General features: G+C 72.0%; 21 protein-coding genes. 9 read left to right on the top strand and 12 right to left on the bottom strand.

The features are described from left to right. Nucleotides 1-16: 16 nt before the first annotated feature. From ABZX22_RS25170 to menC, 4 genes are all read right to left on the bottom strand, one after another. Entirely contained in the window at nucleotides 17-538 is a 522-nt protein-coding gene (locus tag ABZX22_RS25170) for a universal stress protein (protein ID WP_354913244.1), read from the bottom strand. Nucleotides 539-580: 42 nt separating this feature from the next. Next, nucleotides 581-1315, bottom strand: coding sequence for a GNAT family N-acetyltransferase (locus ABZX22_RS25165; protein WP_354913242.1), 735 nt, complete (start codon nucleotides 1313-1315; stop codon nucleotides 581-583). Next, entirely contained in the window at nucleotides 1312-2340 is a 1029-nt protein-coding gene (locus ABZX22_RS25160; RefSeq protein ID WP_354913240.1) for a membrane dipeptidase, read from the bottom strand. Before ABZX22_RS25160 ends, ABZX22_RS25165 begins: the two co-directional genes overlap by 4 nt. 89 nt (nucleotides 2341-2429) lie before the next feature. Beyond that, complete coding sequence (menC, locus tag ABZX22_RS25155) at nucleotides 2430-3533, bottom strand: o-succinylbenzoate synthase (protein ID WP_354913238.1); 1104 nt, start codon at nucleotides 3531-3533, stop codon at nucleotides 2430-2432. 205 nt (nucleotides 3534-3738) lie between these two features. Between menC and ABZX22_RS25150 the strand changes: the two genes are divergently transcribed. The 3 genes from ABZX22_RS25150 (at nucleotide 3739) to ABZX22_RS25140 (ending at nucleotide 6635) form a co-directional block, all read left to right on the top strand. Beyond that, entirely contained in the window at nucleotides 3739-4557 is an 819-nt protein-coding gene (locus ABZX22_RS25150) for an MBL fold metallo-hydrolase (RefSeq protein ID WP_354913236.1), read from the top strand. Between the two features lie 126 nt (nucleotides 4558-4683). Further along, entirely contained in the window at nucleotides 4684-5760 is a 1077-nt protein-coding gene (locus tag ABZX22_RS25145) for a Gfo/Idh/MocA family oxidoreductase (protein WP_354913234.1), read from the top strand. Beyond that, on the top strand, nucleotides 5757-6635 hold the full coding sequence (locus ABZX22_RS25140) for a sugar phosphate isomerase/epimerase (protein ID WP_354913232.1): 879 nt from the start codon (nucleotides 5757-5759) through the stop codon (nucleotides 6633-6635). Before ABZX22_RS25145 ends, ABZX22_RS25140 begins: the two co-directional genes overlap by 4 nt. A 116-nt stretch (nucleotides 6636-6751) precedes the next feature. Here ABZX22_RS25140 and ABZX22_RS25135 read toward each other — a convergent pair whose 3' ends face one another. Genes ABZX22_RS25135 through ABZX22_RS25110 form a run of 6 tightly spaced genes read right to left on the bottom strand, consistent with a single transcriptional unit; the run spans nucleotide 6752 to nucleotide 13005 of the window. Then, nucleotides 6752-7711: a M24 family metallopeptidase gene (locus tag ABZX22_RS25135; RefSeq protein ID WP_354913230.1), complete on the bottom strand. Its 960-nt coding sequence runs from the start codon at nucleotides 7709-7711 to the stop codon at nucleotides 6752-6754. Continuing rightward, nucleotides 7708-8619 (bottom strand): ABC transporter ATP-binding protein, encoded by a 912-nt coding sequence (locus tag ABZX22_RS25130; RefSeq protein WP_354913228.1) that lies wholly within the window; start codon nucleotides 8617-8619, stop codon nucleotides 7708-7710. Before ABZX22_RS25130 ends, ABZX22_RS25135 begins: the two co-directional genes overlap by 4 nt. After that, the gene (locus ABZX22_RS25125; protein WP_354913226.1) at nucleotides 8616-9449 is read right to left on the bottom strand and encodes an ABC transporter ATP-binding protein; all 834 of its coding nucleotides are present in this window, start codon (nucleotides 9447-9449) and stop codon (nucleotides 8616-8618) included. The genes ABZX22_RS25130 and ABZX22_RS25125 overlap by 4 nt, the downstream gene beginning before the upstream one ends. Continuing rightward, nucleotides 9449-10294, bottom strand: a complete 846-nt coding sequence (locus ABZX22_RS25120; RefSeq protein WP_354913224.1) for an ABC transporter permease — start codon at nucleotides 10292-10294, stop codon at nucleotides 9449-9451. Before ABZX22_RS25120 ends, ABZX22_RS25125 begins: the two co-directional genes overlap by 1 nt. Continuing rightward, nucleotides 10291-11421, bottom strand: coding sequence for an ABC transporter permease (locus ABZX22_RS25115; protein WP_354913222.1), 1131 nt, complete (start codon nucleotides 11419-11421; stop codon nucleotides 10291-10293). Before ABZX22_RS25115 ends, ABZX22_RS25120 begins: the two co-directional genes overlap by 4 nt. Nucleotides 11422-11427: 6 nt before the next feature. Continuing rightward, nucleotides 11428-13005: an ABC transporter substrate-binding protein gene (locus tag ABZX22_RS25110; protein WP_354913220.1), complete on the bottom strand. Its 1578-nt coding sequence runs from the start codon at nucleotides 13003-13005 to the stop codon at nucleotides 11428-11430. A gap of 111 nt (nucleotides 13006-13116) precedes the next feature. Between ABZX22_RS25110 and ABZX22_RS25105 the strand changes: the two genes are divergently transcribed. Beyond that, nucleotides 13117-13752: an Lrp/AsnC family transcriptional regulator gene (locus tag ABZX22_RS25105; protein ID WP_354913218.1), complete on the top strand. Its 636-nt coding sequence runs from the start codon at nucleotides 13117-13119 to the stop codon at nucleotides 13750-13752. On the opposite strand, the gene ABZX22_RS25100 is transcribed toward ABZX22_RS25105, so the two are convergent. Further along, a complete protein-coding gene (locus ABZX22_RS25100) occupies nucleotides 13736-15229 on the bottom strand; it encodes a glycoside hydrolase family 88 protein (RefSeq protein WP_354913216.1) in 1494 nt (497 codons plus the stop codon). The genes ABZX22_RS25105 and ABZX22_RS25100 overlap by 17 nt on opposite strands. A 260-nt stretch (nucleotides 15230-15489) precedes the next feature. Here ABZX22_RS25100 and ABZX22_RS25095 point away from each other — a divergent pair, with 260 nt between their 5' ends. Further along, nucleotides 15490-17958: a discoidin domain-containing protein gene (locus ABZX22_RS25095; RefSeq protein ID WP_354913214.1), complete on the top strand. Its 2469-nt coding sequence runs from the start codon at nucleotides 15490-15492 to the stop codon at nucleotides 17956-17958. A gap of 57 nt (nucleotides 17959-18015) precedes the next feature. Continuing rightward, a complete protein-coding gene (locus ABZX22_RS25090) occupies nucleotides 18016-19077 on the top strand; it encodes an NAD(P)-binding domain-containing protein (protein ID WP_354913212.1) in 1062 nt (353 codons plus the stop codon). Nucleotides 19078-19083: 6 nt separating this feature from the next. Here ABZX22_RS25090 and ABZX22_RS25085 read toward each other — a convergent pair whose 3' ends face one another. Then, nucleotides 19084-19665 carry a DUF4396 domain-containing protein gene (locus ABZX22_RS25085; protein ID WP_354913210.1) on the bottom strand — a complete coding sequence of 194 codons (582 nt, stop codon included), beginning with the start codon at nucleotides 19663-19665 and terminating at the stop codon, nucleotides 19084-19086. A gap of 140 nt (nucleotides 19666-19805) precedes the next feature. Between ABZX22_RS25085 and ABZX22_RS25080 the strand changes: the two genes are divergently transcribed. The 3 genes from ABZX22_RS25080 (at nucleotide 19806) to ABZX22_RS25070 (ending at nucleotide 23924) form a co-directional block, all read left to right on the top strand. Then, on the top strand, nucleotides 19806-21659 hold the full coding sequence (locus tag ABZX22_RS25080; protein WP_354913208.1) for a protein kinase: 1854 nt from the start codon (nucleotides 19806-19808) through the stop codon (nucleotides 21657-21659). Between the two features lie 104 nt (nucleotides 21660-21763). Further along, nucleotides 21764-22756 (top strand): hypothetical protein, encoded by a 993-nt coding sequence (locus tag ABZX22_RS25075; protein WP_354913206.1) that lies wholly within the window; start codon nucleotides 21764-21766, stop codon nucleotides 22754-22756. A gap of 13 nt (nucleotides 22757-22769) precedes the next feature. Beyond that, complete coding sequence (locus tag ABZX22_RS25070) at nucleotides 22770-23924, top strand: aminotransferase class V-fold PLP-dependent enzyme (RefSeq protein ID WP_354913204.1); 1155 nt, start codon at nucleotides 22770-22772, stop codon at nucleotides 23922-23924. Nucleotides 23925-24022 lie beyond the last annotated feature (98 nt).

Here is a 24022-nt window from a genome sequence, read left to right as displayed (position 1 = left end):
CACGGGGCGGGACGCCTCACTCGGCGGGGTGGCGCGGCGACAGCCAGCGGATCCACGCCGGACGGGAGAGCGCTCCCGTCCGCTGGTCCGCGGCCGGCGGCGTCGGCACGACGACCACCGGACAGCGGGCGTGGCCGGTGCAGTAGCGGCGGGTGGACGGCATCAGCAGCCGGTCCAGCCCGCTCCGGTGCCCCCTGCCCACGACCAGCAGGTCGATCGGCCTGGCCAGCTCCACGAGCAGGGGGCCGGGCTCGCCGAGCCTGGCGACGGCGAGCGTGTTGATGTCGGGCGGGGCGCCGCCCGTCATGTCGTCGAACAGGGTCTGGATCAGCTCGACGCTCCTGGCCTCCTCCATCTGCCTGACGGTATGCGTGTACGGCAGCGCCTCAGGGAAGGGATGCACGGGCGCCCTGCTGACATGGACGGCGACCAGCGCCATCCCCCGCAGCCTGGCGGCCTCCACCGCCCAGAGCAGTGCCCAGCGAGAGGCGGGTGTGTCGTCGACCCCGACGACCACGCGCGGTCCTTCGGATAGCATCGCGTCCTCCTCAACAGAGGTACGCGTCCCATACTGCGCCCCTCAGGGCCGCTCCACCACGTAATGGGATTTCATATGGAAACCTGTTACCCGGGCGCCGTCCTCCAGCAGCCCCCCCAGCACCTCGCGCACCGCGTGCCGCCAGGCCTTCGCGGTGCCGGGATCCCGCCTGCGAAGCGCCTCCACGTCGGCGGGCACCGCGACCAGCAGCACCTTCGCGTCCGTGTCGCCCGCGACGGGCCTGCCGTCCTCCTCCTTCAGGGCCACGCCCGCCCCCTCCACCGTGCACGGCACCGGCGGCTCGGCCAGCCGCCACACCGCCAGCAGCCGGTCGGACTCGTCGCCCCTGTTGACGGCGTCCTGCATGACGCCGTAGAAGCCCGGCAGGTACTCCTCGGGCCTGGCGCCCAGCTTGGCCAGGTTGAAGTGCGCGTTGCGGCGGACCAGCGGGTCGTAGGTCCAGGTGACGCGGTTGATGCCGCGCGCCAGCGCCCACGCGCGCTGGTGCTGCTTGAGCGCGAAGCCGACGCCCCGGCCGGTGACCGCGCCGGTGATGTGGGAGTGGAGCGCCCCGCCTTCGGCGAAGAAGGCGACGGAGGCGCCCACCATCCGCGTGCCCTCGTAGGCGCCGGCGACGTAGTTGCCCGCGTGCGCCAGGGCGCGCATCAGCTCCGGGTTGATCGGCTGGTTGCTCTGCTCGAAGCCCCAGATGCCGGTGAAGACCGCGAAGGCCTCCCCGAACTCCTCGAGGCTGTGCAACTCCCTGATCTCGGTCATCGCAGCGCCTCGCCGAGGAGCCGGTGCACGTTGCCGCCGAGGATCTTGAGGATGTCCTTCTCCGGCACGCCCCTGCGGGTCAGGGCCTCGGTGACCAGTGGCAGGCCGCGCGGGCCGTCCAGCCCCGGCAGGGTGGCCAGGGGGTCGATCTCGCCGTAACCGAGCTCCTCGCAGCAGGGCGGGGTGGTGTCCATGAGGACCTCGCGGACGAAGTCGGGACCCAGACCGACGTGGTCGACGCCGGCGACGGCGGCGATGTGCTCGATGTGGTCGACGAGCCGGTCGAGGGTGTGGCCGGCCGGGTCGTCGGCCAGGAACGCGGGGACGAAGTTGACGCAGACCACACCGCCGGTCGCGGCGACCCCTCTCAGCTGGTCGTCGGTCAGGTTGCGGTGGTGGTCGCGCAGGGCGCGGGCCGAGGAGTGGGTGGCCATGAGCGGCCTGGTGGCCAGCTCCAGCACGTGCGCGACGCCTGAGGCGCCCAGGTGGGAGATGTCGAAGACGATGCCGAGCCGTTCCATCTCCTTCAGCGCGGCGACGCCGTGGGAGGTGAGGCCGCTGCCGGTGGCGTCCTCGCCGCTGCCGTCGGCCAGCGGGGTGCGGCCCCAGTGGGCGATGGAGGCGATCCGTACGCCGAGCCGGTACACGGTGGAGATCAGCTCCACGTCGGCGTCGAGGCCCGGCATGCTCTCCATGGCCAGCACCAGCGCGATCCTGCCGTCGTCGAGGGCGGCGTCGATCTGGGCCGCGTCGGTGCAGAGCGCGACGGCGTCGGCGTTGCCCTCGGCGACGACGTGCGCGCACTCGATCATGCGGAGCGTCTCGCGCAGCGCGCCCTCAGGGCGGAAGGCGTCGTCGATGAAGACGGGCAGCACCTGGAGGTTGACCCCGCCCTCCCGCAACTGGGGCAGCCACCGGTCGCGGAAGAAGCCCGCCCAGCGCTGCGGCGGGCGGGCGGCGACGGCCATGAGCAGGTCGTTATGCGTGTCCGCGACGAGGGCGCGGTGGTGGAGATCGAACGGCATGCCGTGACGGTATGCCAAGGGGCGGCCGGAGGAACTCGTCGGGAATCATCAAGACGTGGGGGTCGGTTCGTCCGGCAGCCCAACCGGCCTCAGCCGAGGCCGATCCACTCCGTGGCCGTGGTGACCTCCTCCAGGATGTCCTTGATCGGCTCGACGCCGAGACCGGGGCCGGACGGCACGTCGAGGTGACCGCCGTCCAGCTCGAAGGGCTCGGTGATGTCGGTGGCGTAGTAGCGGCGCGAGGCGGAGGTGTCGCCGGGCAGGGTGAAGCCTGGCAGGGCGGCGAGGGCCACGTTCGCGGCCCGGCCGAGGCCCGTCTCCAGCATGCCGCCGCACCAGACCGCGATCCCGTGCGCCCTGCACAGGTCGTGGATGCGCCGCGCCTCCAGGTAGCCGCCGATCCGGCCGGGCTTGATGTTGATGATCGAGCAGGCCTTGAGCGAGATGGCCGCGGCGGCGTGCTCGGCCGACTCGATCGACTCGTCGAGGCAGATGGGCGTGCGCAGCCGCTTGGCCAGCTCGGCGTGCTGCACCAGGTCGTCGTTGGCCAGCGGCTGCTCGATCAGCAGCAGCCCGAAGTCGTCCAGCCTGGCCAGCTGCTGGGCGTCGACGAGGGTGTAGGCGGCGTTCGCGTCGACCTGCAGGAGCACGTCGTCGCCGAACCGCTCCCTGACCGCGCGCACCGGCGCGACGTCCCAGCCCGGCTCGATCTTCAGCTTGATCCGGACGTAGCCCTCGTCGAGGTAGCCCTCCACCGCGTCGAGCAGCTGCGGGATGGAGTCCATGATGCCGACCGACACCCCGCAGGGGACCCGGTCCCTCGCCGAGCCCAGGAAGTGGCCGAACGACTCGCCCGACGCCCTCAGCTGCGCGTCGAGCACGGCCGTCTCCAGCGCCGCCTTGGCCATGCGGTGGCCCTTGATCGGCTCCATGGCCCTGCCGACGCCGTACGCGTCCAGGTCGTCCGGCAGCAGGGGCAGCAGGAAGCGCCGGATCACCTCCGCCGCGCCCTCCACGTACTCGGAGGAGTAGAGCGGTTCCGACATCGCCACGCACTCGCCCCATCCCTCGGCGTCCGGCGTGACCACTCTGACCAGGAGCACGTCGCGGGAGGTCTCGGTGCCGAAGGAGGTGCGGAACGGCGCGACCAACGGCATGGCGATCCGGCGTAGTTCCACTCCGGTGATCTTCATTGTCTCTCCACTTCGTCGCAGGGCTCCGTCCGACGCTAGGCCACGACGACCCTCCACCGATTCGTCCGGCAAGCCGGAAAATCAGGCGTCGCTTCGTCTCCTACCCCAAGGCGTCGCCCGGGCGCGGCGGGCCCGCACCGCGAAATCACCAAGTCTGGACGAAACTCCGCCTTACCACTTGACCCTGGTCGGGAATCATCCCGGCATGCCCACAGTGCGCTTCAGCGTTCACACAGCAGGGGAGACGGGCCTGGGAAAGACGTCCGTCCTGGTGGCCGGCGAGCAGCAGGCGCTGCTCGTCGACGGCCAGTTCACCCTCGCCGAGCAGCACCGCGTCCTCGCCGACGTCATCGACAGCGGCAAGCACCTGTCCACCGTCTTCGTCAGCGCCGCCGACCCGGACTATTATTTCGGCCTCCAGGTGGTCAGGCAGGTCTTCCCCCGGGTGCGCGTCCTGGCCACCCCCGACACCGTCGAGCGCATCGAGGCGACCTGGCGGTCCAAGCTGGAGATCTGGAAGCAACTGGGCGGCAACCTCGCCACCGACGTGGTCATCCCCGAGCCGCTCCTCGGCGGCCACCTGGAGCTCGAGGAGCACGTCTTCGAGGTGCGGGCGGGCGATCCGGCCGTCGAGTGGCGCACCGGTTACCTGTGGAACGCCGAGCGGCGCGCCGTCCTCGGCGGCGCCGCCCTGTTCAGCGGCGTCCACCCGTGGACCGCCGACACCCCCACGCCGGAGGAGCGCGAGGGCTGGCGGCGGGCGCTCGACGAGATGAGCGCGCTCGAGCCGGAGTACGTCGTGGCCGGCCACCGCGCGTCGGGCGGGCCCTTCGACGCCTCCGTCATCCGTTTCACCCACGACTACCTCGTGGCGTTCGAGACGGAACTGCGCGACGCCAGCCGCCGCGACGACCGGGCCAGGGCCCTGCGCAGGTCCATGACCAGGCGCTATCCCGGGCTCGGCGGGCTGGTCAACCTGGAGCTCGGCGCCAAGGTGGCCACGGGGGAGATGTCCTGGAGCTGACCGTACGGCTGCCGCCACCGCGTGAGGACCACACATGAGAACCACCTAATGTCTTAACAAATGTTTGACACCTCGGCGGGAGAGTCGATAGAAAAAGCTGATCCCATCGAGTCAAGGAGCACGCCCATGCGCCTCGGCGTCATCGGTCTCGGCCTCATCGCCCAAGCCGTGCACCTGCAGAACCTGCGGGCGCTCCGCGAGAAGTACCAGGTGACGCACGTCTGCGACCTGTCGCCCACGCTGGCGGCGCAGATCGCGGCCGAGCACGGCGGCCCGGTGCGGCACTCCACCGACGCGGCGGACGTGCTGGCCGACCCCGAGGTCGACGCGGTCCTGCTGCTCACCCCTGGCACCCACGCCGACCTGACCCGCAGGGCGCTGGAGGCGGGCAAGCACGTGCTCGCCGAGAAGCCGTTCGCGCACACCGTGGCCGAGTGCGTCGAGCTCGGCTCCATGGCCGCCGCCAAGGGGCTGGTGCTGCAGGTGGCGTACATGAAGATGTACGACCCGATCATGGCGAGGGCCAGGGCGGAGCTGTCGCGCCTCGGGGCGATCCGGCTCGTGCGGGTCACCGTCCTCCACCCCGCCGACCGGCCGCAGTACTCCCACCAGCGCTTCCTGCGCCATTCCGACGCGGTGGTCCCCGCCGACGGTCACGAGCGGCGCAAGGCCGTCGAGGCCGTCGGCGACCTGGGCGAGCCGTACCTGTCGATCTACGCCGACGTGCTGCAGGGCTCGGTCGTGCACGAGCTGTCGGTGCTGCGCGCCCTGTTCGGCGAGCAGCCGCTGACGATCGCGCACGCCCAGGCCGCCGGGCTCGAGCCGGGCGTGAAGCTGAAGGAGCCGCCGCAGCTGCAGGCGCTCGGCACGTTCGGCGCGGCCCAGCTGTCGCTGTCGTGGAACTGGCTGCCCGACTATCCCGACTACGGCGAGGAGATCGCCGTCTTCGGGTCCGCCGGACGCCTCTACCTGAACATGCCAGGCCCCTACCTGCGCGACGCCCGCGCCTCGCTGGTGGTGCAGACCGCCCAGGACGGCGAGCGGGCCACCACCGAGTTCCGCTCCGACCACCGCACCGGCTTCCTGCACGAGCTGCTCGCCTTCCACGCCTCCGTCACCGAGGGCGCGCCCGTCCTGTCCACCGCCGCGGGCGCCGCCTACGACACCGCGGCCCTCCAGCAGATCGCCAGGAGCCTCGCATGAACAAGATCGCCTCCGCGCCCTGCAGCTACGGCGTGCACAGCGGACACGGCATCGGCATGAAGCCGGTCGAGCTGCTGGAGGCCATGGCCGCCGCCGGGTACACGGGCAGCGAGCTCGGCCCGCCCGGCTTCTTCGGCTCACCCGAGGAGACCGCCCGCGCGTTCGCCGACAACGGGCTGGCCGTCGTGGGCGCCTACGTCCCGCTGAAGCTGTCGGCGCCGCACGAGGTCCCGGACGCCGACCTGGCGGCGATGCGCCACACGCTGGAGGAGCTGGCCGCCTCCGGCAACCCCGACGTGGTGGCCGTGCTGGCCGACGACGGCGACGAGGCGCTGCGCGCCGACCCGTGGCGTAGCGGCGGCCGGTGGGACGCCGCCGCCTGGCGCCGCGCGGCCGACCGCGTCGCCGCCGCCTGCGAGCTGGTCACCTCGTACGGCGTGCGGCCCGTCTTCCACCCGCACTACGCCACCTACGTCGAGCGGGCCGACGAGATCGACACGCTCATGGAGCTGACCGACGTGGCGCTCTGCCTCGACAGCGGCCACTTCGCGCTGGGCGGCGCCGAACCGGCCGCATACGCCCGCAAGTACGCCGACCGGGTGCACCACGTCCACGTCAAGGACGTCCGCCACGCGGTCGTCGCGGACGCCGAGGCCAGGGGCGAGGCGCGCCTGGACGCGTGGTGGGGCGAGGTCGCCAGCCCCCTCGGCCGCGGCGACGTCGCCCTCGAACCCTTCCTCGCCCAGCTGAGGGCCGACGGGTACGCCGGCTGGTACGTCATCGAGCAGGACAGCCCCCCTGTCACCCCCGACACGTGGGCCGCCACCCTCGCCGACCAGCGGCACAACCTCACCTGGCTGGCCGAACGCCGGTAGGCGCCCGCCCCGCCGGGCCGATGCCGCCGGGAAGGCCCTCACGAACCAGGACAGGCTCGCGGCGCCCTCCCGGCGAGACCACGGCGCGCCGCCCGTCCGCCCGGCCGGGCGGCGGGTCAGGCGTCGAGCACGTGGAGGGCGGGGGAGCTGGAGCTGAGCAGGACGGGGCCGCCGGCGGCGCAGGCGACCGTGTCGGCCACCCGGGCGCCGAACAGCCCCGTCAGGTGGATGGCCGGGGCGACGCACAACGTCATCCCGTCGGCCAGCGGCTCGGGGTCGGCCAGCGACGGGCCCTCCTGGTGCCCCCAGCCGACGCCCCTGCCGCTCACGTCGGCGAACCCGCCGTAGCCGCTGTCCTCGATCACCTGGCGGGCGCGGGCGGCGACCTGCTCGGCCGGGACGCCGGGCCGTACCGCGTCGAGGGCGGCGGCGCGCGCGGCGAGCACGACCGACAGCATCGCCTCGAAGTCCTCGGGCGGCTCGGCGACCGCGAAGGCCCTGGCCACCTCCGCGCACAGGCCGTCCCACCTGCCGCACACCGAGACCTGCAGCGCGTCACCCGGGTTGATGACCCGGTCGGTGGGCCGGTGGTCCCTGGCCGCGGTGTGCTCGCCGGCGCCCACGCGTACTGACAGGATCTCCTCGCAGCCCGACTCGATCAGCAGCATCCGCAGCCGGCGCGCCATCTCCCGCTCGGTCGCCCCGAACCAGGCCAGCTCCCGCGCCGCCGTCACGACCGCGTCGGCGGCCGCGGCGGCCCTGGCCACGGCCTCGACCTCCTCCGCCGACTTGCGCAGCCGCAGGTCGCGCAGGACGGCGGAGGCCGGGACGATCTCGGCGTCGATCCGCATGCCGAACAGCTCGGCCACCCGCATCTCGTCGTCCACCCCCACCCGGCGGGCCCCGCGCGGGATGCACGGCACCGGGTCGCCGGTCTCGACGGGCGGCCCGTCGAGGGTGACGACGAGGAACCCCTCGCCGGCGCCGCCGAGGAAACGGAAGTCGGGGGAGGGACGCAGCACCAGCGCGTCCACCCCGGCCCCGGACATCGCCTGCCTGACCAGCTCCTCCCTCATCGCTCGGGGGCGTGCAGCCAGCAGGCGACGGGACCGAAGTCAGGCTCCTTCACCCGGCACACGTCCATGGCGAGGGGGCAGCGGGGGTGGAAGCGGCAGCCGGGCGGCGGGTCGGCGGGGTCGGGGACGTCGCCGGACAGCTCCGCCGGCAGCACGCCGAGCCCGTCGGGCTGGGGGATGGCGGCCAGCAACGCCCGCGTGTAGGGGTGGCGGGGGTCGGCCCACACCTCCTCGGTACGGCCCACCTCGACGATCTTCCCCAGGTACATCACCGCGATCCGGTCGGCGATCAGCCGTACCACCGACAGGTCGTGGCTGATGAACAGCAGGCCCGCGCCCGAGTCGACGGCCAGGTCCCGCATCAGCCTGGCCACCTGCGCCTGGGCCGAGGCGTCCAGGGCGGAGATCGGCTCGTCGCCGATCAGCAGCCGCGGCCTGGCCGCCAGCGCCCTCGCGATGGCGATGCGCTGCCGCTGGCCGCCGGAGAACTCGTGCGGGTGCCGGCCGGCGAACTCGCGCGGCAGGCCCACCCGCTCCAGCAGGTCGGCAGGGGCCGCGGTGGTGTCGCCCGCGGTCCGCAGGCCGTCGGCGATCTGGTCGCCGACGCGGCGGCGCGGGTTCAGCGACGCGTAGGGGTCCTGGAAGACCATCTGGATCTCGGTCAGCGCCCGCCTGCGCAGGCCCAGCGGGGTGACCTGGCGCCCGCCGAAGGTGATCTCGCCCTCGGCCGCCTGGTGCAGCCCGCAGACGGCTCTGGCGAGCGTCGACTTGCCGCAGCCCGACTCGCCCACCAGGCCCACCACCTCGCCGGGGGAGACGGTCAGGCTCGCGCCCGCCACCGCCCGCACGACGGGCCGTCCGGGGGAGCGGTGCTCCACCACCAGGTCGCGGATGTCCAGCGTCGTCATGAGCTCTCCCCGTCGGCTCGGCGCTCTTGCTGTGCGGGCCGCTCGGCGGGGCCGGCCGCGAGAGGCGCGGGCGCGTCCGGCAGCGAGTCGAGAAGCGCGCGGGTGTAGGGGTGGGCGGGCTCGCGCAGGACCCGCGTGCGCGGGCCCGTCTCGACGACCAGGCCGTCCTTCATCACGCTCACCTGGTCGGCCACCGCCGACATCACCCCGAGGTCGTGCGTGACCAACAGGACGGCCAGGCCCAGGTCGTCGCAGAGCCCGCGCAGCAGCCGCAGGATGCCCGCCTGCACCGTCACGTCCAGCGCGGTCGTCGGCTCGTCGGCGATCAGCACCTTGGGCGAGCAGGCCAACGCGATGGCGATCGCGATGCGCTGCCGCATCCCGCCGGAGAACTGGTGCGGGTAGCGCTCGAACGCCTCGCCGGGGCCGGGGATGCGCACCTTGCCCAGCAGTTCCACCGCCCGCGCGCGGGCCTCGGCCCGGCCGAGCCCGAGATGGTGGCGCATGTGCTCGGTCAGCTGCCTGCCCACGGTCAGCATCGGGTGCAGGCTGGTCGCGGGGTCCTGGAAGACCATGGCGACCTGGCCGCCGCGCACCTTGTTCAGCTCCTTGGCCGGCAGACCGAGCAGGTCCCTGCCCTCCAGCGCGATCGTGCCGGTGGCGCGCGCGCCGTGCGGCAGCAGCCCGAGGACGGCCAGACCGGTCATGGTCTTGCCGGAGCCGCTCTCGCCCGCCAGGCCGTGCACCTGACCTTCGCGGAGCGAGAGGTCGACGCCGCCGAGGACGGTCCTGCCGCCGATGGTGACCTTGAGGTCGGTGATGTCCAGCATCAGAGGGCACGCTCCTTGATGGCGCGGGCCGTACGCGGGTCGAGGGCGTCGCGCAGCGTGTCGCCGAGGAAGTTGAAGGCCAGCACGACGGTCAGGATCGCCAGGCCGGGGAAGGTGGCCACCCACCAGCTGTCGAAGACCTCCACGCCGCCGGCGACCATCGCGCCCCATTCGGGGGACGGCGGCTTGGCGCCCAGGCCGAGGAAGGACAGGCCCGACAGCAGCAGCAGCGCGGTGCCGATGTCGAGGGTGGCCAGGACGAGGACCGGCCCGGTGACGTTCGGCAGCACGTCCACGCGTAGCGAGCGCCAGACCGAGAAGCCGAGCAGCCGCCCGCTCAGCACGAACTCCCGCTCCCGCACGCCGAGCACCAGCCCGCGGGTGACGCGGGCGTAGGCGGGCCAGGCCACCACCAGGACGGCGAGCACCGCGTTGCCCAGGCTCGCGCCGAGCGCCGCGGCCACCACCATGGCCAGGATGACCGTGGGGAAGGCGAACACCAGGTCGGCCACCCGCATGATGGTCTCGTCCACCCAGCGGCCGAAGTATCCCGCGCAGGCGCCGAGCAGCCCGCCGACCAGCACCGACAACACCACCAGCAGCAGCGTCAGCGGGATCGACACGCGCGCGCCGTACAGGACCCTGCTGAGGATGTCGCGGCCGAGCTGGTCGGTGCCGAACCAGTGGCCAGGGCCTGGCGCGGCCAGGCGGGGCAGGTCCTGTGCGAGCGGGTCGTGCGGGGCCAGCCACGGGGCGGCCAGCGCGATGACCAGCCAGGCGAGCGCGACGGCCCCGCCGATGATGGCCAGGGGCTGCCGCCAGGCTTCGGGGAGTCGTCGTCTCACTGCAGTCTCACTCGGGGGTCGATGACGCCGTACAGCACGTCCACGATCAGGTTGATCACCAGGTAGACGCCGCCGACCACGAGGCCCACGCCCATGACGGCGGGCAGGTCGAGGGTGGTGGCGCTCTTGTAGGCGTACTGCCCGACGCCCGGCCAGGCGAAGATCGCCTCGACCAGCACCGTGCCGGACAGCAGGCTGCCGAAGGCGAGCCCGGCCACTGTGATGATCGGCACGAGCGCCGAGCGCAGCACGTACCTGAACAGGATCACCCGGCCCGGCAGGCCCTTGGCCCTGGCCGCCCTGACGTAGTCCTGACCCAGCACCTCCAGCACCGCGCTCCTGGTGAAGCGGGTGAGCAGGCCGATGGTGTAGAGGGCGAGCACCAGCGCGGGGGTCAGCAGGTGACCGACGGCGCTGGCGAAGACGTCCCACTGCCCGGCGAGGGCCGAGTCGACGGTCGCCAGGCCCGTCACGGGCGGCGGCGCGGTCAGGCCGGGGTCGATGCGCCCGCTGCCCGGGGTCAGCTGGAGGCGGTAGAAGAAGACGTAGAAGGCCACCAGGGCCAGCCAGAACGTCGGCACCGAGATGCCGATCAGGCTCAGCACGCGCAGCAAGTGGTCCGACAGCCGGTCCCTGCGCAGCGCCGCCACGACGCCGAAGGCCACTCCCAGCACCAGCGAGACCAGGATCGCCGCGCCCGCCAGCTCGAGGGTGGCCGGGACGGTCTCGGCGAGGTCCTGGCTGACCGGCCGGTGGCTCTGCTGGCTGGTGCCGAGGTCGCCGCTCAGCAGGCCCCCTAGGTGCAGGAGGTACTGCTGGGGCAGCGGCTTGTCCAGGCCGTGCTCCTGTCGCCACTGGGCGACGATCGCGGGATCGCCGAGGGCGCGCTGGCCCAGGTTGGCGGCGGCGGGGTCGCCGGGCACCAGGTTCGTCAGGACGAAGGTGACCAGCGTGATGCCCCACGCCAGCAGGATCGCGATGAGCACCCGGCGCAGCAGGAAGCGCGCCAGCGGGTGCCTTCGGGTGCGCGCCCCGCCCGCACGGGGGGCGGGCGCCTTGCCGGGGGAGCCCCCGGCCGCCGCCCCCGCGGCGGGGGGAGCGGCCGAGGTGTCCTCGGGGACGGTCATCGCGGCCTACTTGGCGCCGAGGTCGGCCACGTCGACCGTCCAGACCGGGTGGTACTCCAGGCCGGTCACCGACGCCGCGGTCACGATGTTCTGGCTCGGCTGGATGAGCGGGACGAACGGCCCGGCCTCGTTCAGCTTGTTCTGGACCTCGGCGTACGCCGCCTTGCGCGCGTCGTCGCCGATCGTGGTGGCCGCCTTGTCGCCGGCCGCCGAGACGTCCTTGGCCGCCCCGTCCTTCCAGCCGGCGCGCAGGCCGACGAGCTTGCCGGGCAGGAAGGCCAGGTAGTCGCTGGGGTCGGGGTAGTCAGGTCCCCAGTACCACAGGCCCAGCTCCTCCTTGCCGTTGCGGTAGTTGTCCAGCGCGGTGGTGACGGGCGCGGGCGCGAGGTCGACGGTGATGCCGACCTCCTTGAGGTTGGCCTGGATGCGCTCGGCCAGCGGCTGGAACGACAGGCCGTTGACGGTCAGCTCGCTCGGGTACTCGAGCTTCACCGTCGGGTTGGACAGCCCGCTGGCCGCCAGCGCCGCCTTGGCGCCCTCGACGTCGCGCTTGGCCGCCTGGTCGGCCGGCAGCGCGCCGAGCAGCTGCGAGGGGATGATGCCCGGCGCCTGCGTCGAGCCCTCACCGGCCAGCTCCAGCAGCCCGGCGTAGTCGATGCCCTTGCGCAGGGCCTCGACGAACTTGGCGTTCGGCGTGGTCTTGCTGATCGCCGAGTCCTGGTTGGCCAGCAGGAAGATGACGTTCGCCGAGGCGGTCTTCTTCACCTGCAGCGTCGCGGGCATGCCGGTCACCTGGTCACCGGACAGGTTGAGCGCCACCTGGCTGTCGCCGCGCTGGACGTTCAGCTTCTGCGTGGCCGCCTCGACGTTGCGGATGACCACCCGGTCGTAGGCGGGCTTGGTCCCGTAGTACTTCGGGTTGGCCTTGAGCACCACCTGGCTGGTCAGGTTGAACGACTCGATCACGTACGGGCCGGAGCCGGCCGAGGCCGAGTTGAGGTACTGCTCGGCCTTGTCGGAGGCGTCGGTGGTGGCCCCGTGCTCCTTGGCGACCTTGCTGTTGATCACACCGAGGGCGGGGTTGGGCAGGATGTACGGCAGGGCCGGGTTCGGCGCCTTCGAGGTCAGCGTGACGGTGGTGGCGTCGGTCTTGGCCACCTCGACCCCGTCGAGCAGGAACGAGGGGGTGCCCTTCATGTCGCGCACCCTGGTCAGCGAGAACACCACGTCGTCGGCCGTCACGGGGGAGCCGTCGGCGAACGTGGCGCCCTGCCTGAGCTTGAGGGTCAGCGCCTTGCCGTCCTCGGACAGCTCGTAGGACTCGGCCAGGCCGGGCACCGGCTTGGTCACGTCGGAGCCGTCGAAGCTGAGCAGCGTCTCGTAGACGGCCTTGCCGACGATGAGCCCGGTCGGCTCGTAGGTGCGGCCCGGGTCGGCGGTCTTCAGGTCGAAGGACGTGTCGATGACGAGGGACTTGGCGCCGGACTGCGGGGCTGCCGACGACTTGACGCCGCCGGCGGAGCAGGCGGCGAGCGCGAGAGCACCGACGACCAGCAGTGCTGCCGTCTGAGAGCGGGTCGCCATGGGGGTGTCCTCCGAAGCTGGACGGTTGGTTGGGATTGGTCGAGGATTGTGCGGCAGAATGTCCAGCTCACGTCACATGAGTGAGACGGTACTGAAGAAATTGGCTACACAATGAGTGAAATGTCTGGGAATAGCGGGAGGCTCGGGGATCCGACTGGACGGATCGGTATCGGGCTTGATCTCGACGCCACCCACATGAAGATCCTCGAGGTCCTGCGGGAGAACGGCCGGATCTCCGTCGCCGCGCTGGCCGAACGGGTGGGCATCTCGCGGGCCAACGCCTACACCCGCTTCGAGGCGCTGCGCGCCGACGGCGCCATCAAACGCTTCACCGCCGAGATCGACCACGTGCGCGCCGGGCTCGGCATCACGGCGCTGGTCTTCGTCACCGTGCGGCAGCAGATGTGGAAGCAGTTCCGCGCCGAGCTGGCGCGGATGCCGGAGGTCGAGTACTGCGCGATCACCACCGGGCAGCACGACGCGATGATCCAGGTGCGGGTCGCCGACGTGGCCGAGGTGCACCGGCTGGTGACCGAGCGGATGGCCAACATCCCGGCGGTGAAGGCGACCGAGACGGTCTTCATCCTCGACGAGGTGCTCAGGCGGCCCTACGTGCTGCCCACCGATCGCGAAGGCGCGGGCCGGACCGGCAGGAGGACCGCGCCCGAGCCCGCGGACGTGCCGCTGGGCAAGATGCGCTTCGTCGGCGCGGCCGAGGGCCGCGCCGCGCTCAGGAAGGACGGCTGACCCGGGCCAGCTGCTCGTTCATGATGAGGAAGGCGCCCAGGCCGTGGAAATCGTTGACCGGCCGCGCCCTGCCGTAGTAGTAGCCGGTGACGTCGTCGACGTTGGTGCCCTCACCGATGTCGAGGATCGTCGTCCGGCCGTCCGCGCCGAGCGACACCTTCGCCAGCACCCCCTGGTAGCCGCGGGCGGCGACGGCCGCGTAGGAGGCGTCGACGTGGCCGCGCTCGACCGCTCGCGAGATCGTGTAGGTGTACATCGCCGAGCAGGAGGTCTCCGTCCAGTTGGCCGGGTCCCCCGGCTCGGTGACCACCTGGAACCACCTGCCGGTGGCGGGGTCCTGCCAGTGCGCGTAGGCCTGGACGATCGAGCGCAGGATGTCGACCAGGGCGGCCCGGCGGGGATGGTCGGCCGGCATGATCTCCAGCAGCTCGGTGGTCGCCATGCCGTACCAGCCGATGGCCCGGCACCAGGACAGGCCGTTGGTGTTGCCGAGCGACGGGTTCACCCACGAGGCGGTGAGCCCGCCGGGCTCGTCGTAGGCGTGGTAGAGCAGCCCGCCGGGGCGCCTGAGATGGCTGAAGTAGACCTCGAGCTGCCTGGCGGGTTCGTCGCGGGTGAAGGAGTCGGCGGCGACCCATGCCCCGTAACGGGCCACGAACGGGTTGACCATGAAGACGCCGTCCGCCCACAGCTGGCCCTGGCGCGAGTCGGAGGTGGCGTGCCACCACCCGCCGTCGCTCGTCCTCGGATAGGTGTTCAGCCGGTTCCTGATCTTGGCGGCGGCGGTCCGGTAGCGGGCCTGGCCGGTCTCCCGGTAGAGGGCCAGCAGGATGTTGCCCGACTGCATGCTGTCGAGGTTGTCGAAGCTCTGCCCGATGCCGCCCGAGGCGTCGACGAACCGGTCCGCCCAGTCCTTGATGTAGGCCAGGTGGCGCGGGTCCCGCGTACGCTGCCACACCAGGTACTGGCCCCACAGGTACAGGCCGCGCGTGTAGCTCCAGCCGCCCAGCGTGGCGGGCGTGTGGCGGGCCATCGTCGACTCGACGACCTCGCGCGACCAGTCGACGGGCTCGACCCGCAGCGAGTCGAGGTTCGGCCCGCCGGCCGCGGCAGCGGCGGTGGCCTTGACGGTGTTGGCGCCGGCCTCGAGCCTGGCGCCGACGACCGCGGTCCGCCAGGTGGTCCACGCGCCCGTCGGCGGGAAGTCGACGGCGACGGCGGTGCCGTTGACCGACACGCTCATCGGCCGGTTGGCGGTGGTGCCGTTCGCGTAGCGGAAGGTCAGCGTGTGGGTGCCCGCCTCCGCCGCCTCGACCGCGAACTCCACCGAGGAGCCGGCGACGTTGTGGTAGTTGACGAAGCCGGACCCGGTGAACCCGGCGTGGTTCGACTCGACCACGCCCTGGGAGATCGTGGCGGCCTCCGCCTCCAGCAGCAGCGCCACCGCCGCGGCCAGATGACGGAATCTGAGTGACATGCGCACGAGACCTCCCATGTCTCATGGACGGCCGGCGGGCGGCTGATGGCGCGCTTCCCCCCCGGATGCCTCTGCTCAACTCATACGTCATCATGGTCAACGCGTCCATGAAAGTTAGGAAGGTTTCCTAAATTGGGCCCCTTTTGCCGTTGACCACCGTGACTCTGTGTGGGATCACGGTGCAAAGCTCCAATCTCTCCGCGGAGATCGCCACCACCGCCGACGGTGGATCCGACCTCGACCACCTGGAGGTGGTGTAGATGCGCTCCCGCACCCTGCGGATCGCGCTGCTCGCGCTCCTTCTGAGCCTGCCGGCCTTCGCGCCCGCCGCGGCCGACCTGCAGCATCCGCGGCAGGCGTTCCTGCGCGACGCCGTCGCCGGGCTGTTCCTGCACTGGGGGTTGCGGACCGCGCCCCAGCACACCGACTGCGCCCGGTGGGAGGCCGACGTCACCAACGGCGGATGGGACGCCGGCTACTGGGTGCGCGAGGCCGAGAAGCTGCACGCCGAGTACATCGTGCTCGCCACCTTCCACAGCAGGCTGGGCTACGCCAGGCCGTACCCCTCGCAGATCCCCGGCTCCTGCCGTACCGGCAGGGACTTCCTCGGCGAGCTCATCGACGCGGCCGACGCCCGCGGCCTGAAGGTCATCCACTACATGACCGACGACCCGCAGTGGCATCGGGAGGGGCTGAGCTCGGGGTCGTGGCTGAACTCGGCGGCCTTCTCCGCCTACGTGGGCCACAGCGTCGACCTGAGCACCCGCGACGGCTTCGGCGAGTTCAGCTACCTGCAGTTCTTCGAGCAGATGCGGCGCTACCCCAAGCTGGCCGGGTTCTGGATCGACAACGACAACGCCTACTGGGAGCGCAACAACCTCTACGCCAAGATCTACCAGCAGCGGCCCGACATGACGCTGTCGAACAACAACGAAGACACCGCGATCATGGACATGATCAGCAACGAGCAGAAGACCGGGATGACGCCGCCCTACGACTACCCGCAGGCGGTCTACACGGCGCTGCCGAGGCTCATCGAGGCCGACTTCAAGCTGCCCACGTCGGGCGCCTGGTGGTACGACGGGTCCGACCCGGGCGTGGACCGCATGCTCACCCTCGGCCGGCTGGTCAGCAACGCCGGATCCTCCGTCAAGGCTCTCATGGCCGAGACCGCGCAGGTCAACGGCACCTTCCCGACCAACCAGGCGGCCTTCAACACCTTCGCCGACGGCTACCTGGACGCCATCTGGGAGTCGCTGAAGGGCACCGAGGGCGGCGGCTACATGCACGGCGGGCTCAAGCCCGGCTTCTGGAACGACGGCGCCCACGGCGTCACCACGATCAGCAGGACCGACCCGAACCTGCACTACGTGCACGTCCTCACCAGGCCGACGGGCGGCACGCTCGCGCTGCGCGACAACGGCTACCGCATCACCTCCGTCACCGACCTGCGTACGGGTGCGCCGGTGACCTTCAGCCAGGGCGGCGGCACCCTCACTCTCACCGGGATCTCGTCATGGGACCCCTACGACACCGTCTTCAAGGTCGTCTCCAGCGGCCGGGAGGGCATCCTGTCCGGCGTCACGACCTCGGCCGCCGCCGCGGGCGACGGCGACTACCTCACCTACTGGGACGCCGGCACGACGCAGCCGGTCTCCCTCCGCTTCGATCTCGGCTCGGCCAAGCAGGTGCGCTACCTCGCCGTCAACCAGCGCGAGGACTCCGCCACCCACCCCGTCACCCAGTCGGCCCGCATCCGCGACTACCGGGTCTACGTCAGCGACGACGGCTCCACGTGGGGCTCGCCCGTCAAGACGGGCACGCTGCCCAACCACCGAGGCGTGCAGATCATCGACCTGCCCGCCACCACGACCAGGTACGTCCGCCTGGAGAAGGTCAACAGCCACGGCGTCGCCAGGCTTCGCGTGGACGAGGCGTGGGTCGGCACCTCCTACCCCGGCAGCGCGCCGCCCCCCGGACGCCACGAGGCCGAGGACGGGGTGATCGGTCAGGGGGTGGTGGAGTCGAATCACGCCGGGTTCTCGGGTCGTGGGTTCGTCAACTACGACAACGTGGTGGGTTCGTCGGTGGGTTTCCAGGTGAGTGCCGCGGTTGCGGGGCAGGCGTCGTTGACGTTCCGGTATGCCAACGGGACGACGGCGAACCGGCCGATGGCGGTGGCGGTGAACGGGACGGCGTTGCCGGTGGACTTTCCCGGGACGGGGTCGTGGACGGCGTGGCGGGAGGTGTCGGTGTCGGTGCCGCTGAATGCCGGGGTGAACTCGGTGACGGCGACGGCGACGACCGCGGGTGGGGGGCCGAATCTGGATTATCTGGAGGTGTCGGGTGCGGCGCCGCCGGTCTCGTCATACGAGGGGGAGGCGGGGGTGTTGGGCGGGGCGGCGGTGGTGTCGTCGTGCGGGGCGTGTTCGGGCGGGTCGAAGGTGCGGTTCATCGGGAACGGTCCGGCGAACGCGGTGACGTTGTCGGTGGTGTCGGCGTCGGCGGGCGCGCGTCAGGTGACGGTGGCGGGGACGGTCGGGGGGACGCGGTCGTTCTCGGTGAGTGTGAACGGCGGGACGCCGGTGGCGGTGACGTTGACCGGGCCGGACTTCAACACGCCGGTGTCGGCGGTGTTCACCGTGTCGCTGCAGGCGGGGTCGAACACGTTGCGGTTCTTCAACGACACCGCCTACGCCCCCGACCTCGACAGAGTCACGCTCGGCTGAGGCCGTACCGGGCCTTCCCCGAGGGCGGGAAGGCCCGGCGCGCCCGCGTGGTTGGTGATGGACGTGAACGAGACCGACGTCGTGGTGATCGGAGCGGGCCAGGCGGGCCTGTCCAGCGCCTACTTCCTGGACCGCTTCGGCCTGGGCCCCGTGGTGCTCGACGCCGCCGAGGGGCCGGGCGGCGCGTGGCGGCACCGCTCGCCCTCGCTGACCATGAGCAAGGTGCACGGCATCTTCGACCTGCCCGGCGTCCACCGTGAGCCGTCCGCCGACGGGCTCGCGCCCGCCGCGCTGGTCGTCCCCGAGTACTACGGCGCCTACGAGCGGCAGGTGGGGCTGACCATCGTGCGGCCCGCCCAGGTGAGCGCGGTGCGGCGCGGCGCCGGCGACAGGCTCGTGGTCTCGTCCGGCGCGGGGGAGTGGGCGGCCAGAGCGGTGGTCAACGCCACCGGCACGTGGATGCGCCCCTACTGGCCCTACTACCCGGGAGGAGCGGGCTTCCTCGGCAGGCAGCTCCACTACGCCGCCTACCGCGGACCGGCGGAGTTCACCGGCCGCAGGGTCGTCGTGGTGGGCGGCGGCGCCTCGGCGATGCACGTGCTGTCCGAGCTGGGCGGCGTCGCGGCCGGCACGCTGTGGGTCACCCGCCGCCCGCCGGTCTGGCGCGACGACGACTTCGGCGAGGAGGCGCGCAGGGAGGCGGTGGCCAAGGTCGAGGAGCGGGTACGGCAGGGCCTGTCGCCGCGGAGCGTGGTCAGCGTGACCGGCCTCGGCCACACCCCCGTCGTGCTCGAGGCGATGGAGAAGGGCACGCTGCACCGGCTGCCGATGTTCGCCAGGATCGAGCCGGACGGGGTGGCCTGGGCCGACGGCCGGTTCGAGCCCGCCGACACGATCGTGTGGGCGACCGGCTTCCGCTCGGCGCTCGACCACCTGGCCCCGCTACGGCTGCGCACGCCCGGCGGGGGCATCCAGGTCGACGGCACCCAGGCGGTCGCGGAGCCGCGCCTGCAACTGGTCGGCTACGGCCCCTCGGCCAGCACGGTCGGCGCCAACCGCGCGGGCCGAACCGCCGCCGTGAACGTGCGCAGGTTCCTCGGGGCCAGGGTCGCCGCCTGACCGATCTCAGTGGTAGGCGTGCACCACCGCGTGGCCCTTGCCCTTGCCGATGAGCCACTTGTTGATCGGCGTCGTCACCAGGAAGGCCACCGCGAACGCCACCGCCAGCGCCCCCCAGAACAGACCCGTGGCCAGCCCCGCGTCCATCGCGCCCGGGATGACGAGCATGACGCCGTTGTCCACGATCTCCATCACCACGATGGAGACCGTGTCGGCGGCCAAAGCCACGCGCAGCGCGCGCCCCCAGCTCAGCCCGGCCCTGCGCACAGGGATCATGGTGAGCAGGTAGCCGAACACGAAGGCCAGGGCGATGGCCAGGGCGATCGTCGGCGCGTTCGACCAGCTCAGGGCGGTGCCGATCACCATGCCGAGCACCTCGCCGATGGCGCATCCGGTGAGGCAGTGCAGGGTCGCCGTGGCGGCCATGCCCCAGGAAACGCCACCGCCGTGCGCGGCATGACCGCCGTGCTCAGCATGACCGCCGTGCGCGGCATGACTGCCGTGCCCCGCTTCGTGCTCGTGCGCGGCGTGGTGGGCGGGCGCGCCATGATGGCCGTGCGTGCCGTGATGGTCATGCGCATCGTGCATGTCGGACATTTCATACTCCGTCAGCGTCCAGGGGGAGAGGGGTACGGGTGCCCCCTATAGGTAATCGGCACAGGGTACTACAGCGCATAGTTCGACAACGGATCTCGACACGGTGTGGGAAGGCGGGTTAACGTCCGGGCATGCAGGTGCCTGGCTACACCGAGATCAGGGAGCTTGGCCACGGCGGCACGGGGCGGGTCATGCTGGCCCTTCGCGACACCGACCGATTACCCGTCGCGATCAAGCACCTGTCCGACCCCGAACTGGTCGATCGATTCAGGACCGAGGCCGCGCTCGTCGCCGGCCTGGACAACCCGCACATCGCCCGCCTGCTGGAGTACGTCGAGGGTGAGCGGGGCGCCGCGATCGTCATGGAACTCGTCGACGGCGTCACCCTGCGCCGGCTGCTCACGCGCGAGGGCGCGACCGGCCCCGAGGCCGCCATGACCGTGCTGAAGGGCGCGCTGCTCGGGCTGGCCGAGGCGCACCGCGCGGGCGTCGTGCACCGCGACTTCAAGCCCGAGAACGTGATCGTCACCTCGGACGGCGACAGCCGCCTCGTCGACTTCGGCCTCGCCGGCTCGTGCGGACAGAGCGGACCGCCGGCCGGCACCCCGCCGTACATGGCGCCCGAACAGTGGAACGAGGCCCCCGCGAGCCCCGCCACCGACGTCTACGCCGCGACCGTGGTGTTCTACGAATGCCTCACCGGGCGCCGTCCCTTCGACGGCCCGACCACGGCCGCCCTCGCCTACCAGCACCAGTACCTGCCGCCGCCGCTGCGTGACGTGGCCGAACCGGTCAGGGCGCTCGTCGGGCACGGCCTGGCGAAGGACCCCGCCGCCCGGCCCGCCTCGGCCGAGGCGTTCATCGCCGAACTGGAGGCCACCGCGGCCGCCTCCTACGGCGAGGACTGGGAACGGCGCGGCCGTACCGGTCTGGCGGCGCTCACCGTGCCGTACACCACGCTCTTCCCGCTGGCCGGGCCCACCATCGCCGAGACCACCAGCACGCTGGCGCGGACCACCCTCGCGCCCGCGGGCAAGCTGGCGGTGACGGCCGCCGTGACCGTGGCCACGATCGCCGCGGTGCTCGCCACCTTCACGATCTGGCGGGACCCGCCGGCGGAACCACTGTCCGGACGCCGCCCGCCGACCGGCCCTGCGGCCCTGCCCGCCCCTGCCTCCGGTACGGCGGCGCCGGCCGTCCCGGACCCCGGCACGCGCCCCGGGCGGCCCGGTGAACCGGAGTGGCCGGCCGAGCCGCGGGCCGCGGACACCGCGCACCGGCAGCCTCCCGATGTCACGGACCCGCCGCCGGCCCGGCCCAGCCCGCCGCCCGCCACCCCCGGCCGGCGCCCCACGCGCACCCCTGAACCCGGACCGACCCGCACCCCTGATCCTGGACCGACCCGCACCAGGGCCCCCGAACCCAGCCGCACCCCGGCGCCCGAACCCACCCGCACGCGCACCGCCGCCCCCGAACCGACCCGCGCCAGGACCACCCCGCCGGCCGATCCCGCGACCTCCGCTCCGGCCGATCCCGGGCCGGGGCAGCAGGGATCGGCGGATCCGGGGCCGGGCGACCAGGGATCCGGTGATCCGAACCCGGGTGAACTCGGAACGGGTGGGCCGAACCCGGGCGACTCCGGTTCCGGTGGCTCGGGTTCCGGTGATACGGGCTCCGGCGACTCGGGCTCCGGTGACACGGGTTCCGGCGGCCAGGCGACCACGCCCGCCGGGCGCCCGATCGTGTCCGCCGAGGTGTCGGTCTCGGTCGAGGTCCCCCTGCTGGGCGGCGAGGGTGACGGCCTCCTCAACGCGGGACTCGGAGTCACGGTCGGCTCCGGACTGCTCGGCGGCGCGGCCTTCCCCGGCGTGCTGCTGCTCGGCCGCCGGATGGCCGTCGCCCGCCGTCGCCTGGCGCCGTCGTCCGGGGCCGCCGCGGACCGTGGGCGGGCCGGCGGCGCGGCCCGTGAGCAACCGTGGCACTGACGCGGCGTCAGGGCCGAATGCCGCACATCTGACCGAATCCTCTACTATCGTCCATCGGACAGAACGGCGCTCTCCCCGCGCCATCCCCCGGACGAAGGAGAAGCGTGGCGGTTGCGGCCCCCGGCGACCGGCGGCGCGCCCCGCTCCGCATCGTGCTCGCGGCCGGTCTGGCGGTGACCATGCCCCTGGCGCTGCCACCGGCCGAAGCGTGGGCCAAGCCCAGGCCGAGCGTCAAGCAGCTCAAGAAAGAGCTGGCCGAGCTGCAGAAGAAGTCCGACAAGCTCATCACCGAGTACTACAGCAGCCGCGTCGAGCTGCAGAAGGTGGAGAAGGTCGAGAAGACCGCCCGCGAGCGGCTGAAGGTCGCCCAGGCCGACTTCGACAGGGAGTCGGCGCAATTGCGCCTCATGGCCACCGAGCAGTACATGTCGGGCGGGCTCGGCATCGTCCCCGCCCTGCTCGGCCAGGTCGACCTCGACGGCATGGCCGTGCTGACGGCGATCGGCGAGGAGCAGGGCGCGCGCCTCGAGGGGTTCACGCGGGTACGCGACGAGCACCGGCAGGCCAAGATCGACGCCGAGCGGCGGGCCGACGAGCTGGGCGCGCGGATCAAGGAGCTCGAGGTCCAGAAGAAGGACGCCGAGAAGGTCATCGCGAAGATCAAGGACAGGATCGACCTCCTCTACCCGACGCCCGGCGTGCGCAGGCCCGACGGGTCGTGGGTGCCGCAGCTGCCCTCGGGTCCCGACAACATCACGCCGAGGATGCGGCTGGTCAAGAAGCTCATCGCGGAGCGGTTCGGCGTGCCGTACGGGATCGGGTGCTACCGGACCATCCAGGACGGCGGCGAGCATCCGCTCGGGCGCGCCTGCGACTTCATGCTGAGCCGCGGCGGCGCCATGCCGTCGGCCCAGGAGGCGCAGCGCGGCCACGAGATCTCCGCCTGGGTGGTCAAGAACGCCGAACGGCTCGGCATCATGTACGTGATCTACCGGCAGCGGATCTGGCACGTCAGGACCAAGACCTGGCGGACGATGTCGAACAGGGGCGGCACCACCGCCAACCACTACGACCATCCGCACATCTCGGTGTATTGATAGCGTGTGACATGTGATCGACATTGACAAGGCGCGTGCGGAGACCCCTGGCTGCGCGCATGTGGTCCATTTCAACAACGCCGGCGCGGCACTGCCCCCGCGCGTCGTCATGGACACCGTCAAGGAACACCTCGACCTGGAGTCCGCCATCGGCGGCTACGAGGCCAAGGACCGGGAGGCCGAGCGGCTGGAGGGCTTCTACGACTCCGTCGCCACCCTGCTCGGCGCCCACCGCGACGAGATCGCCTACGTCGAGAACGCCACCCGCGCCTGGGACATGGCCTTCTACGGCATCCCCTTCCAGGAGGGCGACAGGATCCTGACGACCACCAGCGAGTACGTCAGCAACGGCATCGCCTTCCTCCAGATCGCCCGCTCGCGCGGCGTCACCGTCGAGGTGATCCCCGACGACGCCGACGGCACCATCGACCTTGACCGCCTGGAGGCCGAGCTGGGCAGGGGCGGCGTGCGCCTGGTGGCCATCAACCACGTGCCCACCCACAACGGCCTGGTCAGCCCCGCCGCCGAGGTCGGCAGGCGGTGCAGGGACGCCGGCGTGCTCTACCTCCTCGACGCCTGCCAGTCCGTCGGCCAGATCGCCCTCGACGTCGAGGAGATCGGCTGCGACTTCCTGTCCGCCACCGGGCGCAAGTTCCTGCGCGGCCCGCGCGGCACCGGTTTCCTCTACGCGCGGCGCAGCGCGATGCGCGGCCTCGAGCCGCCCTTCCTCGACCTGCACGCGGCCAGCTGGGTGACCCCCACGACCTACGAGATCCGCGACAGCGCCCTCAGGTTCGAGACGTGGGAGCGCTACTTCGCCGGCCAGCTCGGACTCGGCGCGGCCGTCGACTACGCGCTGGCGATCGGTCTGGAGGAGATCGAGGCCAGGGTGGCCGAACTGGCCGAGACCCTGCGCGCGGGACTGGCCGGCAAGCCCGGCGTGACCGTGCACGACCGCGGCGCCAGGCGTTCGGGCATCGTCACCTTCACCATGGCGGGCCAGGACAGCACCGCGGTGAAGCTGCGACTGCGCGAGCAGGGCATCAACGTCAGCGCCACCGAGCCCGACCAGCGTTTCGACACCGTGTCGCCCGGGTCGGCCGTGCGCGCCTCGGTGCACTACTACAACACCGAGGACGAGATCGGCCGCCTGCTCGAGGCCCTGTGACGGCTAGTACTACATCACTAGATCCGGATGACCTGGAGGCGTAGGCGCTGCTTGAAGTGGTTCCTGCGCGCCCTGGCTTGGTGGGCGCGGCGCTGGGT

The organism is Nonomuraea sp. NPDC003804, assembly GCF_040610675.1.
Lineage (GTDB): Bacteria > Actinomycetota > Actinomycetes > Streptosporangiales > Streptosporangiaceae > Nonomuraea.
This window is presented reverse-complemented; position numbering and strand designations above follow the sequence as displayed.